The following is a 14,583-nucleotide window of genomic DNA, read 5'->3' on the forward strand; positions in this document are numbered from 1 at the left end:
GCCAACGTTTAATGGAAAATGAAAGTGCGTATCGTATCACTTGTCGCCTCATCCCGGTAACCGACTTTTCGGTCTGCCCGGCCCCAGTAAAATCGCCAGTTTGCTACCGCCTTTGGTGGTTTCCATCCAGATTTTACACACGCTGGTTAATGGCACCGAAAGTAGCATCCCTACCGGGCCGAGCAGCCATCCCCAAATTAACAATGAAAGAAATACCACCATGGTGGACATCCCCAGGCGATGGCCCATCATCCGTGGTTCTAAAATATTGCCGATGACCATATGGACCACTAAAAACAATGCGCCGACCAGAATACATTCGTAAACACCATTAAACAGCAGCACCTGAATCATTGGCGGTACGGCGGAAATTACCGCGCCGATATTGGGCACGTAGTTGAGCAAAAACGCCAGTACTGCCCACATCAGCGCAAACTGCACCCCCATCAGCTCCAGCCCCAGCCAGACGATGACACCTGTCCATAAACTGAGTAGCGTCTTCAATGCAAGATAGTGCGAAACGCCTTTAAGTGCGCGGTGTAATCCCGCGATGTGAATCTGTGGATTATTCAGCGCAAAACGCATTTTGTAAGGGACGTGGCGCACTTCAAACAGCATAAAAACTACGGTCATCACCAGCAAAAGCACGCTCGCCATTGCCCCGGAAAGCCCGGTCATTAGCGCTGTGGTGAAGGTAACCACTTTTTCCGAGTCCATCCGCTGCAGCATTCGCTCCGGCGACATATGCAAATTAAGAAAAGGCAACATCTCCTGCAATTTAAAAAGTTTGCGCGTCAGCTCCTTATTAAACTTCGGCAGCATAGAGATAAATTCGTTAAACGATGCCGCCAGTACGCCGACCAGCGCGGTTAGTGCGATCAGCATCACCACCACTACAATCGTAATGGCAACGGGGCGTTGTACTCCCCGACGAATAAACCAGGTGACGAGCGGGTTGAGGACGATGGCAAAAAACAGCGCCAGTAACAGCTGCACAATGATATCTGCCGCTGCGTGAATGCCCGCGAGGATCACTACCAGCGAGGCCAGCTTGAGCAGAATGTGCATGCCCGTTTTATCGGGTTGAGGGGTTTCCATTGGGGCTTCCTTGTGACTTTTTGTATTAAGTGTAGCGGGAGTCACGCCAGCAATATTCTGATTCTTACTGCTGATTTTCACGTCAGCACGTGGTAAAAATGAAACACTGTTGTAAAAATGTGGTGATCCTCATGCCCGAACCCGTAGCCGAACCCGCGCTAAACGGATTGCGCCTGAATTTGCGCATTGTCTCTATAGTCATGTTTAACTTCGCCAGCTACCTCACCATCGGGTTGCCGCTCGCTGTATTACCGGGCTATGTCCATGATGTGATGGGCTTTAGCGCCTTCTGGGCAGGATTGGTTATCAGCCTGCAATATTTCGCCACCTTGCTGAGCCGCCCTCATGCCGGACGTTACGCCGATTCGCTGGGACCCAAAAAGATTGTCGTCTTCGGTTTATGCGGCTGCTTTTTGAGCGGTCTGGGGTATCTGACGGCAGGATTAACCGCCAGTCTGCCTGTCATCAGCCTGTTATTACTTTGCCTGGGGCGCGTCATCCTTGGGATTGGGCAAAGTTTTGCCGGAACGGGATCGACCCTATGGGGCGTTGGCGTGGTTGGCTCGCTGCATATCGGGCGGGTGATTTCGTGGAACGGCATTGTCACTTACGGGGCGATGGCGATGGGTGCGCCGTTAGGCGTCGTGTTTTATCACTGGGGCGGCTTGCAGGCGTTAGCGTTAATCATTATGGGCGTGGCGCTGGTGGCCATTTTGTTGGCGATCCCGCGTCCGACGGTAAAAGCCAGTAAAGGCAAACCGCTGCCGTTTCGCGCGGTGCTTGGGCGCGTCTGGCTGTACGGTATGGCGCTGGCACTGGCTTCCGCCGGATTTGGCGTCATCGCCACCTTTATCACGCTGTTTTATGACGCTAAAGGTTGGGACGGTGCGGCTTTCGCGCTGACGCTGTTTAGCTGTGCGTTTGTCGGTACGCGTTTGTTATTCCCTAACGGCATTAACCGTATCGGTGGCTTAAACGTAGCGATGATTTGCTTTAGCGTTGAGATAATCGGCCTGCTACTGGTTGGCGTGGCGACTATGCCGTGGATGGCGAAAATCGGCGTCTTACTGGCGGGGGCCGGGTTTTCGCTGGTGTTCCCGGCATTGGGTGTAGTGGCGGTAAAAGCGGTTCCGCAGCAAAATCAGGGGGCGGCGCTGGCAACTTACACCGTATTTATGGATTTATCGCTTGGCGTGACTGGACCACTGGCTGGGCTGGTGATGAGCTGGGCGGGCGTACCGGTGATTTATCTGGCGGCGGCGGGACTGGTCGCAATCGCGTTATTACTGACGTGGCGATTAAAAAAACGGCCTCCGGAACACGTCCCTGAGGCCGCCTCATCATCTTAAAACTTACTGAATAACCAGCGTATTAATGATGTTTTCTGCGGTGGTCTGCGCTTTTTGCTGATCGTCAGCGGGCAGCGTAATTTGCATGGTCAGCAGTTGATTACCCACGTTACCCAGAATAACGGAAGAGTACGCCGTCTGGCCTTTCGCGGAGATAATACTGTCTAACTGCTGCATTTTGTGACCTTTCAGCTCAATGGCTTTATTGGTTACCACTTGCAGCTGCGGATCGCGGCTACGTTGCTGATCTTCCAGACGCTTCGCCAGCACCGCCAGATCTTCTTTCGGATCATCGCCCATGATGACGATGACTGCTTTCTGCCCGGTGGCGTCGGACCAGACATGCATGTTATTGGCCTGCGTTCCCAGCTTACCGCTCTGGTCGGTCATATCCGCTGGCAGCGAGAAACTTAACTTGCCATCAAGCAGGTTGACGGGATTCCCGGTAGCGTTACTTTCCGCGACCGAACCCTGCGCCGTAGCGTTAGTGTCTTTATCATCACAGGCCGCAAGCCCCATAACCAGCAGGCCAATTCCGACATATTTAACCAGATTGCGCATTGACTTCTTCCTTTCGATAAACGGCCATAACGGCTCATTCATCCATCTTATCACAACTCTGATAACGAACCTTTAACTCGCCTGCAAAGCGTTGATTTCGGATTTATCTGCCAGTCTTTTCAACAGCATATTGAGTAATACGCCATACATTGGCAGGAAGAAAACGATACTGATTAACACTTTGAAACAGTAATCGACCAGCGCGATTTCCATCCAGTGTTCAGCCATAAAGGCATCCGGGCTACGCCAGAAGGCAATGAAGAAAAAGGCCAGCGTGTCGCTGACGTTACCGAACAGTGTGGACGCTGTCGGTGCCAGCCACCAGCGGCGACTCTGACGCAGGCGGTTAAAAACGTGCACGTCGAGGATTTGCCCCAGCGCGTAGGCCATGAAACTGGCGGTGGCGATACGGGCGACAAACAGGTTGAAGTGGGCGAGTGCGCCGAATCCCTGCCAGGAACCCATATAGAATAGCGACGAGATGACGTAGGAGATTAATAACGCAGGGATCATTACCGCGAAGATAATGCGTCGGGCCAGCGGTGCGCCAAAAATACGCACGGTCAGGTCGGTAGCAAGAAAAATAAACGGAAAGCTAAACGCGCCCCAGGTGGTATGGAAACCCAAAATGGAGACGGGAAGCTGAACCAGATAGTTACTGGAGGTGATCACCAGCAGATGAAATAACGATAACCAGAACAACGCCTTATAGCGTTGAGTTTGCGAGAAAACGTTCATATTGTACCTTTTTGATTAACCATTGGGGTGAGGGAACCCAATACGTACGACACGTCTGTTACCTTAACATAATAACGTGCTTACCCTTTTTTCGAGCCGCCGCATGATACTGCTTTACGTTGACAATGCAATGGTTAATTTTCACGCAATCGTTAACCTAGTTTGCTTACGGACTCACAGGGCGTAAACTAGCGCCGTTTTTTTAAGTGATGAGAAGAAAATGACCGATCTCTTTTCCAGCCCTGACCACACACTCGACGCGCTTGGCCTGCGCTGCCCGGAACCGGTGATGATGGTGCGCAAAACCGTGCGCAATATGCAGCCTGGCGAAACGTTGCTGATTATCGCCGACGATCCGGCCACTACCCGCGATATTCCTGGGTTTTGTACCTTTATGGAACACGAACTGGTTGCTAAAGAGACGGATGGACTGCCTTATCGTTATTTGATTCGTAAAGGCGGTTGATAGGGGCTGATTGGCTTCGATGCCGCCTTTTCCCCTCACCCTAACCCTCTCCCCAGAGGGGCGAGGGGACCGATCGCGCTCAATGTTGCGATCGGTTTGCCTTATCTCCTGCGCAACAATCTTAACGCATTCGCTGTCACCAGCACCGTCGCCCCCGTATCTGCCAGCACTGCCAGCCACAACCCGGTCATCCCTAACAGCGTGGTGACGAGGAAGATCCCTTTCAGCCCCAGCGCAATAGTGATGTTCTGGCGGATATTGGCGTGAGTGGCGCGTGCCAGTTCAATCATTTGCACCAGGCCGCGCAGGTGGTTATGGGTTAATGCTGCGTCGGCGGTTTCCAGCGCCACGTCTGTGCCGCTACCCATTGCAATCCCGATGGCGGCAGCTTTCATCGCTGGCGCGTCGTTAATACCGTCACCGACCATCGCCAGCGGCGCATGTTGATTCAGCTCGGTCACCGCTTTGACTTTATCTTCCGGCAACAGGCCCGCTTTAAACTCCAGCCCCAGCTCCCCGGCAATTGCCGCCGCTGCGCGTGGATTATCGCCGGTGAGGATCACCCCTTTGACGCCCAGCGCGTTCAGTTCACTGATGGCAGTTGCAGCATCGGCGCGCAGGGTATCCTGTAACGCAATGACACCAAGCACGTCATCGTTACGTACTACCAGCACTACCGTTTGCCCGGCGCTTTCCAGTTCGTTAATTAAACCAGTAAATGCATCAGCGGGATGTTTCCCGGCAGCGCAAATCAATACGCGCTCACCGTTAACCTGCGCTTCAATGCCAGACCCGACCAGCGCCCGCTGTGATTCGGCGGTGGGAATGGCGAGTTCAGCAACCTGTGCTTCGCGTACGATGGCTTGCGCCAGTGGATGCGTCGCGCCTTGCTCGACCGCCGCCGCCAGTGTCAGCAGTTCAGATTCACTAATACCCGTTGCCGGATGAATCGCGGTAACGCGCGGTTTACCGACGGTCAGCGTACCGGTTTTATCAAACGCCACCTGAGTAACACGACCCAGCTGTTCCAGCGCCGCTCCGCCTTTAATCAACGCCCCACGACGCGCTGCCGCCGCCAGCCCGGAGGTAATCGCCGCAGGCGTTGAGATAACTAACGCACACGGGCAGCCAATCAGCAGCAGCGTCAGCCCTTTATAAATCCACTCCTGCCAGCTGGCGGCAAACAGCAGCGGTGGCACCAGCGTCACCAGCAGAGCGACGGCCATAATCGCGGGCGTATAGATACGGCTGAAACGGTCGATAAACCGCTCAATGGGAGCGCGACGCTCTTCGGCTTCTTCGATCAGTTTCAGAATCCGGTCAATGGCGCTGGCTCCCGGTTCTGACAGCACTTCCAACGTCACCAGACGGTCTACGCTGGTGGCACCAGCAGGGACTTTATCGCCCGTTGCGCGCTCCACCGGAATGGATTCGCCGGTCAGGGCGCTTTCATCAAAACTGGCAAACGGTGAGAGCAGTTTACCGTCGGCAGGCAAACGCCCACCTGCGGCGACTTCAATCACATCGCCAGGGCGCAGGCTGTTAATCGCCACCTCTTCCCGCTCACCCTTACGCAGGCGCGTGGCGGTTTCTGGTTTCAGCGCCATTAACGCGCTAACGCCCTGACGCGCGCGGCTGGCGGCCCAGCCTTCCAGTCGTTCACCAATCAAAAACAGCAGCAACACCATCGCAGCTTCAGCCGTTGCGCCAATAAACAGTGCACCAATAGCGGCTACGCTCATTAAGGTTTCAATGGCGAAGTAGCTGCCGGATTTGATCAACCGTAATGCCTGACGAGCAATCGGGTACAGCCCAACCAGCGTGGTCGCGATAAACGCCAGTTGCCCGAACGGATGATTGAACTGCTCCAGACCCCAGCTGATTGCCATCATCACGATTAGCGTAATCAGCGGCAGATTCTCTTTCAGGCGTGATGCTTGCGGTTCTTCGGCGGCCTGTTCATCGCGCAGGGAATAGCCTGCTTTTTGCAGCGCAGATTCAACTTGTGCACGAATGTCATTGTCGGCATCGACCACCAGTTTTTCGGTGGCGAACAACACCTGCACCTGATTCACGCCTGCAAGCTGGCGCACGGCATTTTCTACCTTGCGCGCACAGGCGGCGCAGTCCATGCCGCTGACTTTCCAGCTATAGCGGGTGCCGGAGACGTTTTCAGAGAGAGTTGGCGTGCTGGAACATGCGCCGTCGCAGCAACAGTCGTTGGCGTTCTGTACCGTGGTTAGCGGTTTGAACGCAGCAAATTGAGGGGCTTTCTTGCCGTGATTGTCAGGAGTCGACATGGCATCCTCCGGTTAAGTTTTTTCTCATTAACCGAAGGATACACTCTGGAGTCGACTCCAGAGTCAAGTTTTATCAGAGATACAGCGAGCGGACGATCAGGAAGTGACCGGCAAAGTAGCAGGCCGCAGCAATCGCGTTATCCGCACGGAAGCGTCGGCGATAGTGGCTCCCCAGCCAGACAAAGTTACTGATAAACAGCAACGAAGCGCCAACAAACGCAGAGAGCGCCGGAGCGGTCGGACGGAAGAACCACAGTTCACCTGCCAGCCACACCATCACCAGCGTCATGCCGATAAACGTGCAGATAGGCCAACGGTACTCTTCCAGGCGCGTCCAGATAATCGCCAGTAACAGCGCACCCAGAACCAGCAGCACCAGTGGTAGAGGCCAGAAGAAAGAGAGCGTCATCTGACTGGCGAAATAGATGGTGTACAGCAGGTGCGAGAGGAAAAACGCGCCGATGGCGTACATCAGACGTTGACGTGGCAACAGGGTTAGCGCATCGCCCAGCAGTGAGGCGCACAGCCCTGCCAGCACCAGATAGCTAATGGCGTCGAACATCGGCGCTTGCCAGGCCAGTAACAGCAGGAGAAGAAGGGTTAACGGTTTAAACACCCAGCGTTGCCAGGTTGGCCCACGATACGATGCATCCACAGATAGCCATGCGGAAAGACAGACAGCGATAAACGACCAAAGCATCTTAGTTCCTTGAATTCGTTATTTTTTCGTAAGCGGAATGCCTACGGTCTTGCTTCCAGTTTAGTGGCGAGGGTGGACGGATGACAACACCATAACTGGCAGGGTATGCTTATTTCCGCATTTTCCGATGAGGGATAAAGATGAGCAAACCACCTCTTTTCTTTATTGTTATCATTGGCTTAATTGTCGTCGCCGCATCGTTTCGTTTTATGCAACAGCGACGGGAAAAAGCTGATAATGATATGGCTCCGCTCCAGCAAAAGCTGGTGGTGGTGAGCAACAAGCGGGAAAAACCGATTAACGATCGCCGTTCGCGCCAGCAGGAAGTGACTCCGGCAGGCACCAGTATACGCTATGAGGCAAGCTTCAAACCGCAAAGCGGAGGAATGGAGCAGACGTTTCGCCTCGACGCCCAGCAGTACCACGCCCTGACAGTGGGCGATAAAGGTACGCTGAGCTATAAAGGAACGCGCTTTGTCAGCTTTGTAGGCGAACAATAAGGTTATTTTTTAACTTTAAATTTCTTCTGCCAGGCCAGCAGTTCAAACACGCCGAAAAGGAAAATCCGTACCTTTTCGGCGGTGGTCATCTGCGGGCCATCTTTCGGTAAAGTGGATTTCAATAGCGCCAGCTGCATACCATGCATCAGCACGGTAAAAATCAGCGCCACGTTAACGAAGATATTCAGCGGGCGTGGGAAGGGATGCACCAGGTTGAGGATTAAAAATCCCCAAACGCAGAGCATTAACAAACGACCAATATTAATCAGCATCACTTTCTCCTTGTGCTTCGCGTTGATACAGCCGATAAGCCACCTGACCCGCCACTTTTTCCCGATGTAATGACCAGTTTGCTGGAACAGTGGGCAGACCGTTTTCGACTTCGCTTTCGACATAAATCAGGGCTTCGTCAGCCAGCCAGCCGTTATCTTCCAGTAAATTTATCGTCTCTTCTAACAAGCCACGGCGGAACGGTGGATCGACAAACACGATATTATGCGGTGTACCTTTTTGCGCCAGGAATGACATCGCGTTGCTGTTCACCACGCGTGCATTGCCTGCTTTTAGTGTCGCCAGATTCTTAATTAACTGCTGAGAAACCGCGCGATCCATCTCAATCAACGTTGCCCCCGCAGCGTAGCGCGATAACGCTTCCAGCCCCAGCGCGCCGCTCCCGGCGAAGCAATCCAGACATTGGGCGTCAACAATGACCGGAGCCAGCCAGTTAAACAACGTTTCGCGTACGCGGTCGGTGGTGGGGCGCAGACCTGGGCTATCAGGAACCGGGAGTTTACGGCCTCGCCACTGCCCGCCAATAATGCGGATTTGGCCGCTGCCGGAATGATTCGGTTTTTTCATGATAAATTGCTCAATCCGCCAGATAACACATACTTGCAGGCGGTGATGTGAATTAAGTTAAGTGATAGACTATTTCATCATTTTTTTAGCTGCTATGTACATAGCGTTAACGCTGTGCCATGAAGCAACAGCGAGGAGTGTAGTCGCAAATGGCGAAAGAAAAAAAACGTGGCTTTTTTTCCTGGCTGGGCTTTGGTCAAAAAGAGCAGACCCCGGAAAAAGAGACAGAAGTTCAGAATGAACAACCGGTTGTAGAAGAAATCGTTCAGGCGCAAGAGCCTGTGAAGGCCTCTGAACAAGCCGTTGAAGAGCAGCCGCAAGCGCATACTGAAGCCGAGGCGGAAACTTTTGCTGCCGACGTTGTGGAAGTCACTGAACAGGTTGCTGAAAGTGAAAAAGCGCAGCCTGAAGCGGAAGTCGTTGCACAGCCGGAACCGGTCGTAGAAGAAACGCCGGAGCCAGTGGCTATCGAACGTGAAGAGCTGTCGTTGCCGGAAGACGTCAACGCCGAAGCGGTTTCGCCAGAAGAGTGGCAGGCTGAAGCGGAAACCGTAGAGATTGTCGAAGCGGCGGAAGAAGAAGCGGCTAAAGAAGAAATTACCGACGAAGAGCTGGAAACGGCGCTGGCTGCCGAAGCGGCAGAAGAGGCGGTGATGGTGGTTCCTCCGGCAGAAGAAGAGCAGCCGGTGGAAGAAATCGCTCAGGAGCAGGAAAAACCGACCAAAGAAGGTTTTTTCGCGCGCCTGAAACGCAGCCTGTTAAAAACCAAAGAAAATCTCGGTTCCGGATTTATCAGCCTGTTCCGCGGTAAAAAAATCGACGATGATCTGTTTGAGGAGCTGGAAGAGCAGCTTTTGATCGCCGATGTGGGTGTGGAAACCACACGTAAAATTATCACCAATCTGACGGAAGGCGCATCCCGCAAGCAGCTTCGTGACGCCGAGGCGCTCTATGGCCTGCTGAAAGAAGAGATGGGCGAGATTCTGGCGAAAGTCGATGAGCCGCTGAATGTTGAAGGCAAAGCGCCGTTTGTGATCCTGATGGTGGGCGTCAACGGTGTGGGTAAAACCACGACGATTGGTAAGCTGGCGCGTCAGTTTGAGCAGCAGGGTAAATCGGTGATGCTGGCGGCGGGTGATACTTTCCGTGCAGCTGCGGTTGAACAGCTTCAGGTCTGGGGTCAGCGCAACAATATTCCGGTGATTGCCCAGCATACCGGGGCGGATTCCGCCTCTGTTATCTTCGACGCCATTCAGGCAGCTAAAGCGCGTAATATCGACGTCCTGATTGCCGATACAGCCGGACGCCTGCAGAACAAATCGCACCTGATGGAAGAGTTGAAGAAAATCGTCCGCGTGATGAAGAAACTCGACGTTGAAGCGCCGCATGAAGTTATGCTGACTATTGATGCCAGCACCGGGCAGAACGCGGTAAGCCAGGCCAAACTGTTCCATGAAGCCGTTGGCTTAACCGGCATCACGCTAACGAAACTGGACGGCACGGCGAAAGGCGGGGTAATTTTCTCGGTGGCTGACCAGTTTGGTATCCCTATCCGCTACATTGGTGTCGGCGAACGTATTGAGGATTTGCGTCCGTTTAAGGCGGACGACTTTATAGAGGCACTTTTTGCCCGAGAGGATTAACAATGATTCGCTTTGAACATGTCAGCAAGGCTTATCTCGGTGGGAGACAGGCGCTGCAGGGCGTTACGTTCCATATGCAGCCGGGTGAGATGGCGTTTCTGACCGGTCATTCCGGCGCAGGGAAAAGTACCCTCCTGAAGCTGATCTGTGGGATTGAGCGGCCCAGCGCCGGGAAAATCTGGTTTAGCGGCCATGACATCACGCGTCTGAAAAACCGTGAAGTTCCGTTTCTGCGCCGCCAGATTGGCATGATTTTCCAGGATCACCATCTACTGATGGACCGTACTGTCTACGATAACGTGGCGATCCCGCTGATTATCGCCGGTGCCAGCGGTGACGATATTCGTCGCCGGGTGTCGGCGGCGCTGGATAAAGTCGGGCTACTGGACAAAGCGAAGAACTTCCCTATTCAGCTTTCGGGCGGTGAACAACAGCGTGTTGGCATTGCCCGCGCGGTGGTGAACAAGCCCGCGGTACTGCTGGCGGACGAACCGACTGGTAACCTGGACGACGCGCTGTCGGAAGGCATTTTACGTCTGTTTGAAGAGTTTAACCGCGTTGGGGTAACCGTATTGATGGCAACGCACGACATCAACCTGATCTCGCGGCGTTCCTATCGCATGCTCACCCTGAGCGATGGTCACTTGCATGGAGGCGTGGGCCATGAATAAGCGCGATGCAATCAATCATATTCGGCAGTTTGGCGGGCGTCTTGATCGCTTCCGTAAATCGGTCGGCGGCTCAGGCGACGGCGGTCGTAACGCACCAAAACGCGCGAAATCCTCGCCAAAACCGGTAAATCGCAAAACCAACGTTTTCAACGAACAGGTGCGCTATGCCTTCCACGGCGCATTGCAGGATCTGAAAAGCAAACCGTTCGCCACGTTTTTAACGGTGATGGTTATCGCCATTTCTCTGACGCTGCCCAGCGTCTGTTATATGGTGTACAAAAACGTTAACCAGGCGGCGACGCAGTATTATCCGTCACCGCAAATCACTGTTTATCTGCAAAAAACGCTGGACGATGACGCTGCTGCGGGCGTGGTGGCACAGTTGCAGGCCGAGCAAGGCGTGGAGAAAGTGAACTATCTTTCTCGTGAAGACGCACTGGGTGAGTTCCGTAACTGGTCTGGTTTTGGTGGTGCGCTGGATATGCTGGAAGAAAACCCGCTTCCGGCAGTGGCGGTGGTGATCCCGAAACTCGATTTCCAGGGGACGGAATCACTGAATACGCTGCGTGATCGTATCACGCAGATTAACGGCATTGACGAAGTGCGGATGGATGACAGCTGGTTTGCCCGTCTGGCGGCGTTGACCGGGCTGGTCGGGCGCGTTTCGGCGATGATCGGCGTGTTGATGGTGGCGGCCGTGTTCCTCGTCATCGGTAACAGTGTGCGTCTGAGTATCTTTGCTCGCCGTGACTCCATTAACGTACAGAAACTGATTGGTGCGACAGATGGATTCATCCTGCGCCCGTTCCTGTATGGTGGCGCACTGCTGGGATTTTCTGGCGCATTGTTGTCATTAATTTTGTCAGAAATTCTGGTGCTGCGATTGTCATCGGCGGTTGCGGAAGTGGCACAGGTTTTCGGAACGAAGTTTGATATCAATGGCTTATCATTCGATGAATGCCTGCTATTGCTGCTGGTATGCTCGATGATTGGCTGGGTGGCAGCGTGGCTTGCCACGGTACAACATTTACGCCACTTTACGCCTGAATAATAAAAGCGTGTTATACTCTTTCCCTGCAATGGGTTCCGTAGCAGGGAAAGAGACCCCGTTGTCTCTTCCCGGTATTTCATCTCTATGTCACATTTTGTGCGTAATTTATTCACAAGCTTGCATTGAACTTGTGGATAAAATCACGGTCTGATAAAACAGTGAATGATAACCTCGTTGCTCTTAAGCTCTGGCACAGTTGTTGCTACCACTGAAGCGCCAGAAGATATCGATTGAGAGGATTTGAATGACTGACAAAATGCAAAGTTTAGCTTTAGCCCCAGTTGGCAACCTGGATTCCTACATCCGGGCAGCTAACGCGTGGCCGATGTTGTCGGCTGACGAGGAGCGGGCGCTGGCTGAAAAGCTGCATTACCATGGCGATCTGGAAGCAGCTAAAACGCTGATCCTGTCTCACCTGCGGTTTGTTGTTCATATTGCTCGTAATTATGCGGGCTATGGCCTGCCACAGGCGGATTTGATTCAGGAAGGTAACATCGGCCTGATGAAAGCAGTGCGCCGTTTCAACCCGGAAGTGGGTGTGCGCCTGGTCTCCTTCGCCGTTCACTGGATCAAAGCAGAGATCCACGAATACGTTCTGCGTAACTGGCGTATCGTCAAAGTTGCGACCACCAAAGCGCAGCGCAAACTGTTCTTCAACCTGCGTAAAACCAAGCAGCGTCTGGGCTGGTTTAACCAGGATGAAGTCGAAATGGTGGCCCGTGAACTGGGCGTAACCAGCAAAGACGTACGTGAGATGGAATCACGTATGGCGGCACAGGACATGACCTTTGACCTGTCTTCCGACGACGATTCCGACAGCCAGCCGATGGCTCCGGTGCTCTATCTGCAGGATAAATCATCTAACTTTGCCGACGGCATTGAAGATGATAACTGGGAAGAGCAGGCGGCAAACCGTCTGACCGACGCGATGCAGGGTCTGGACGAACGCAGCCAGGACATCATCCGTGCGCGCTGGCTGGACGAAGACAACAAGTCCACGTTGCAGGAACTGGCTGACCGTTACGGCGTTTCCGCTGAGCGTGTACGCCAGCTGGAAAAGAACGCGATGAAAAAATTGCGTGCTGCCATTGAAGCGTAATTTCCGCTATTAAGCAGAGAACCCTGGATGAGAGTCCGGGGTTTTTGTTTTTTGGGCCTCTGTAATAATCAATTTCCCCTCCGGCAAAACGCCAATCCCCACGCAGATTGTTAATAAACTGTCAAAATAGCTATTCCAATATCATAAAAATCGGGTATGTTTTAGCAGAGTATGCTGCTAAAGCACGGGTAGTCATGCATAAAACGAAATAAAGTGCTGAAAAACAACATCACAACACACGTAATAACCAGAAGAATGGGGATTCTCAGGATGAACATAAAGGGTAAAGCGTTACTGGCAGGATGTATCGCGCTGGCATTCAGCAATATGGCTCTGGCAGAAGATATTAAAGTCGCGGTCGTGGGCGCAATGTCCGGTCCGGTTGCGCAGTACGGTGACCAGGAGTTTACCGGCGCAGAGCAGGCGGTTGCGGATATCAACGCTAAAGGCGGCATTAAAGGCAACAAACTGCAAATCGTAAAATATGACGATGCCTGTGACCCGAAACAGGCGGTTGCGGTGGCGAACAAAGTCGTTAACGACGGCATTAAATATGTGATTGGTCACCTCTGTTCTTCATCAACGCAGCCTGCGTCTGACATCTACGAAGACGAAGGCATTTTAATGATCACCCCAGCGGCAACCGCGCCGGAGCTGACCGCCCGTGGCTATCAGCTGATCCTGCGCACCACCGGCCTGGACTCCGACCAGGGGCCGACGGCGGCGAAATATATTCTTGAGAAAGTGAAACCGCAGCGTATTGCTATCGTTCACGACAAACAGCAATACGGCGAAGGTCTGGCGCGAGCGGTGCAGGACGGCCTGAAGAAAGGCAATGCAAACGTGGTGTTCTTTGATGGCATCACCGCCGGGGAAAAAGATTTCTCAACGCTGGTGGCGCGTCTGAAAAAAGAGAATATCGACTTCGTTTACTACGGCGGTTATCACCCGGAAATGGGGCAAATCCTGCGTCAGGCACGCGCGGCAGGGCTGAAAACTCAGTTTATGGGGCCGGAAGGTGTGGCTAACGTTTCGCTGTCTAACATTGCGGGCGAATCAGCGGAAGGGCTGCTGGTGACCAAGCCGAAGAACTACGATCAGGTTCCGGCGAACAAACCCATTGTTGACGCGATCAAAGCGAAAAAACAGGACCCAAGTGGCGCATTCGTTTGGACCACCTACGCCGCGCTGCAATCTTTGCAGGCGGGCCTGAATCAGTCTGACGATCCGGCTGAAATCGCCAAATACCTGAAAGCGAACTCCGTGGATACCGTAATGGGACCGCTGACCTGGGATGAGAAAGGCGATCTGAAAGGCTTTGAGTTCGGCGTATTTGACTGGCACGCCAACGGCACGGCGACCGATGCGAAGTAATCATTAATCGGCAACTTTGGGTTGCCGCCAAATTGCTAATATCGAGTACGTTGCTTCATGCCGGATGCGGCGTAAACGCCTTATCCGGCCTACAAGATCCAAAGAAATCAGTAAATTGCAACACACATTGTAGGCCTGATAAGCGTAGCGCATCAGGCAATATCACTTTTGAAAT

At 53.3% G+C, this 14,583-nt stretch carries 15 protein-coding genes and 1 pseudogene; 9 read left to right on the forward strand and 7 right to left on the reverse strand.

The annotated features are described in order from the left end of the window. Positions 1–48: 48 nt before the first annotated feature. Entirely contained in the window at positions 49–1,098 is a 1,050-nt protein-coding gene (locus KXD89_RS01225) for an AI-2E family transporter (RefSeq protein WP_001300885.1), read from the reverse strand. Between the two features lie 131 nt (positions 1,099–1,229). Between KXD89_RS01225 and KXD89_RS01230 the strand changes: the two genes are divergently transcribed. Continuing rightward, entirely contained in the window at positions 1,230–2,447 is a 1,218-nt protein-coding gene (locus KXD89_RS01230) for an MFS transporter (protein ID WP_001300943.1), read from the forward strand. Between the two features lie 3 nt (positions 2,448–2,450). On the opposite strand, the gene dcrB is transcribed toward KXD89_RS01230, so the two are convergent. Together dcrB and KXD89_RS01240 are read right to left on the reverse strand one after the other, a co-directional pair. Continuing rightward, the gene (dcrB, locus tag KXD89_RS01235) at positions 2,451–3,008 is read right to left on the reverse strand and encodes a phage sensitivity protein DcrB (RefSeq protein WP_001245295.1); all 558 of its coding nucleotides are present in this window, start codon (positions 3,006–3,008) and stop codon (positions 2,451–2,453) included. A 72-nt stretch (positions 3,009–3,080) separates the two neighbouring features. Beyond that, positions 3,081–3,746 (reverse strand): 7-cyano-7-deazaguanine/7-aminomethyl-7-deazaguanine transporter, encoded by a 666-nt coding sequence (locus KXD89_RS01240; protein ID WP_001100469.1) that lies wholly within the window; start codon positions 3,744–3,746, stop codon positions 3,081–3,083. Positions 3,747–3,966: 220 nt separating this feature from the next. Here KXD89_RS01240 and tusA point away from each other — a divergent pair, with 220 nt between their 5' ends. Further along, positions 3,967–4,212 carry a sulfurtransferase TusA gene (gene tusA, locus KXD89_RS01245; protein ID WP_000130621.1) on the forward strand — a complete coding sequence of 82 codons (246 nt, stop codon included), beginning with the start codon at positions 3,967–3,969 and terminating at the stop codon, positions 4,210–4,212. A 101-nt stretch (positions 4,213–4,313) separates the two neighbouring features. Here the strand turns inward: tusA and zntA are convergent, their stop codons facing one another. Both zntA and KXD89_RS01255 read right to left on the reverse strand, forming a co-directional pair. Beyond that, positions 4,314–6,512 (reverse strand): Zn(II)/Cd(II)/Pb(II) translocating P-type ATPase ZntA, encoded by a 2,199-nt coding sequence (zntA, locus tag KXD89_RS01250; RefSeq protein WP_000106551.1) that lies wholly within the window; start codon positions 6,510–6,512, stop codon positions 4,314–4,316. Between the two features lie 73 nt (positions 6,513–6,585). Beyond that, positions 6,586–7,212: a lysoplasmalogenase gene (locus tag KXD89_RS01255; protein WP_000964718.1), complete on the reverse strand. Its 627-nt coding sequence runs from the start codon at positions 7,210–7,212 to the stop codon at positions 6,586–6,588. A gap of 140 nt (positions 7,213–7,352) precedes the next feature. Between KXD89_RS01255 and KXD89_RS01260 the strand changes: the two genes are divergently transcribed. Further along, positions 7,353–7,712: a DUF2500 domain-containing protein gene (locus KXD89_RS01260; RefSeq protein ID WP_000042895.1), complete on the forward strand. Its 360-nt coding sequence runs from the start codon at positions 7,353–7,355 to the stop codon at positions 7,710–7,712. Positions 7,713–7,714: 2 nt separating this feature from the next. On the opposite strand, the gene KXD89_RS01265 is transcribed toward KXD89_RS01260, so the two are convergent. Further along, on the reverse strand, positions 7,715–7,984 hold the full coding sequence (locus KXD89_RS01265) for a DUF1145 family protein (RefSeq protein WP_001311191.1): 270 nt from the start codon (positions 7,982–7,984) through the stop codon (positions 7,715–7,717). Further along, positions 7,974–8,570 carry a 16S rRNA (guanine(966)-N(2))-methyltransferase gene (gene rsmD, locus KXD89_RS01270; RefSeq protein WP_000743193.1) on the reverse strand — a complete coding sequence of 199 codons (597 nt, stop codon included), beginning with the start codon at positions 8,568–8,570 and terminating at the stop codon, positions 7,974–7,976. Before rsmD ends, KXD89_RS01265 begins: the two co-directional genes overlap by 11 nt. Before the next feature lie 149 nt (positions 8,571–8,719). Here rsmD and ftsY point away from each other — a divergent pair, with 149 nt between their 5' ends. The 6 genes and pseudogenes from ftsY to KXD89_RS22535 all read left to right on the forward strand — a co-directional run. Further along, positions 8,720–10,213, forward strand: coding sequence for a signal recognition particle-docking protein FtsY (gene ftsY, locus KXD89_RS01275; protein WP_072647352.1), 1,494 nt, complete (start codon positions 8,720–8,722; stop codon positions 10,211–10,213). A 2-nt stretch (positions 10,214–10,215) separates the two neighbouring features. After that, the gene (ftsE, locus tag KXD89_RS01280) at positions 10,216–10,884 is read left to right on the forward strand and encodes a cell division ATP-binding protein FtsE (protein ID WP_000617723.1); all 669 of its coding nucleotides are present in this window, start codon (positions 10,216–10,218) and stop codon (positions 10,882–10,884) included. Continuing rightward, the gene (gene ftsX / locus KXD89_RS01285; RefSeq protein ID WP_001042003.1) at positions 10,877–11,935 is read left to right on the forward strand and encodes a permease-like cell division protein FtsX; all 1,059 of its coding nucleotides are present in this window, start codon (positions 10,877–10,879) and stop codon (positions 11,933–11,935) included. The genes ftsE and ftsX overlap by 8 nt, the downstream gene beginning before the upstream one ends. Positions 11,936–12,179: 244 nt before the next feature. Next, positions 12,180–13,034 (forward strand): RNA polymerase sigma factor RpoH, encoded by an 855-nt coding sequence (rpoH, locus tag KXD89_RS01290; RefSeq protein WP_000130217.1) that lies wholly within the window; start codon positions 12,180–12,182, stop codon positions 13,032–13,034. A 270-nt stretch (positions 13,035–13,304) separates the two neighbouring features. Beyond that, a complete protein-coding gene (gene livJ, locus KXD89_RS01295) occupies positions 13,305–14,408 on the forward strand; it encodes a branched chain amino acid ABC transporter substrate-binding protein LivJ (RefSeq protein WP_001021996.1) in 1,104 nt (367 codons plus the stop codon). 59 nt (positions 14,409–14,467) lie between these two features. Beyond that, a pseudogene (locus tag KXD89_RS22535) lies at positions 14,468–14,567 on the forward strand (hypothetical protein); the annotation flags it as partial. Positions 14,568–14,583 lie beyond the last annotated feature (16 nt).

Origin of the sequence: Escherichia sp. TC-EC600-tetX4 (assembly GCF_019356055.1) — a bacterium.
In the GTDB taxonomy this organism is placed as follows: domain Bacteria; phylum Pseudomonadota; class Gammaproteobacteria; order Enterobacterales; family Enterobacteriaceae.

What these genes read in the sequence shown, in the direction of transcription:
- ftsX (WP_001042003.1), top strand. Translation starts at nt 10,877, where the DNA reads ATGAATAAGCGCGATGCAATCAATCATATTCGGCAGTTTGGCGGGCGT.
- rsmD (WP_000743193.1), bottom strand. Translation starts at nt 8,570, where the DNA reads ATGAAAAAACCGAATCATTCCGGCAGCGGCCAAATCCGCATTATTGGC.
- ftsY (WP_072647352.1), top strand. Translation starts at nt 8,720, where the DNA reads ATGGCGAAAGAAAAAAAACGTGGCTTTTTTTCCTGGCTGGGCTTTGGT.
- tusA (WP_000130621.1), top strand. Translation starts at nt 3,967, where the DNA reads ATGACCGATCTCTTTTCCAGCCCTGACCACACACTCGACGCGCTTGGC.
- ftsE (WP_000617723.1), top strand. Translation starts at nt 10,216, where the DNA reads ATGATTCGCTTTGAACATGTCAGCAAGGCTTATCTCGGTGGGAGACAG.
- dcrB (WP_001245295.1), bottom strand. Translation starts at nt 3,008, where the DNA reads ATGCGCAATCTGGTTAAATATGTCGGAATTGGCCTGCTGGTTATGGGG.
- KXD89_RS01225 (WP_001300885.1), bottom strand. Translation starts at nt 1,098, where the DNA reads ATGGAAACCCCTCAACCCGATAAAACGGGCATGCACATTCTGCTCAAG.
- KXD89_RS01255 (WP_000964718.1), bottom strand. Translation starts at nt 7,212, where the DNA reads ATGCTTTGGTCGTTTATCGCTGTCTGTCTTTCCGCATGGCTATCTGTG.
- KXD89_RS01240 (WP_001100469.1), bottom strand. Translation starts at nt 3,746, where the DNA reads ATGAACGTTTTCTCGCAAACTCAACGCTATAAGGCGTTGTTCTGGTTA.
- KXD89_RS01265 (WP_001311191.1), bottom strand. Translation starts at nt 7,984, where the DNA reads ATGCTGATTAATATTGGTCGTTTGTTAATGCTCTGCGTTTGGGGATTT.
- KXD89_RS01230 (WP_001300943.1), top strand. Translation starts at nt 1,230, where the DNA reads ATGCCCGAACCCGTAGCCGAACCCGCGCTAAACGGATTGCGCCTGAAT.
- zntA (WP_000106551.1), bottom strand. Translation starts at nt 6,512, where the DNA reads ATGTCGACTCCTGACAATCACGGCAAGAAAGCCCCTCAATTTGCTGCG.
- livJ (WP_001021996.1), top strand. Translation starts at nt 13,305, where the DNA reads ATGAACATAAAGGGTAAAGCGTTACTGGCAGGATGTATCGCGCTGGCA.
- KXD89_RS01260 (WP_000042895.1), top strand. Translation starts at nt 7,353, where the DNA reads ATGAGCAAACCACCTCTTTTCTTTATTGTTATCATTGGCTTAATTGTC.
- rpoH (WP_000130217.1), top strand. Translation starts at nt 12,180, where the DNA reads ATGACTGACAAAATGCAAAGTTTAGCTTTAGCCCCAGTTGGCAACCTG.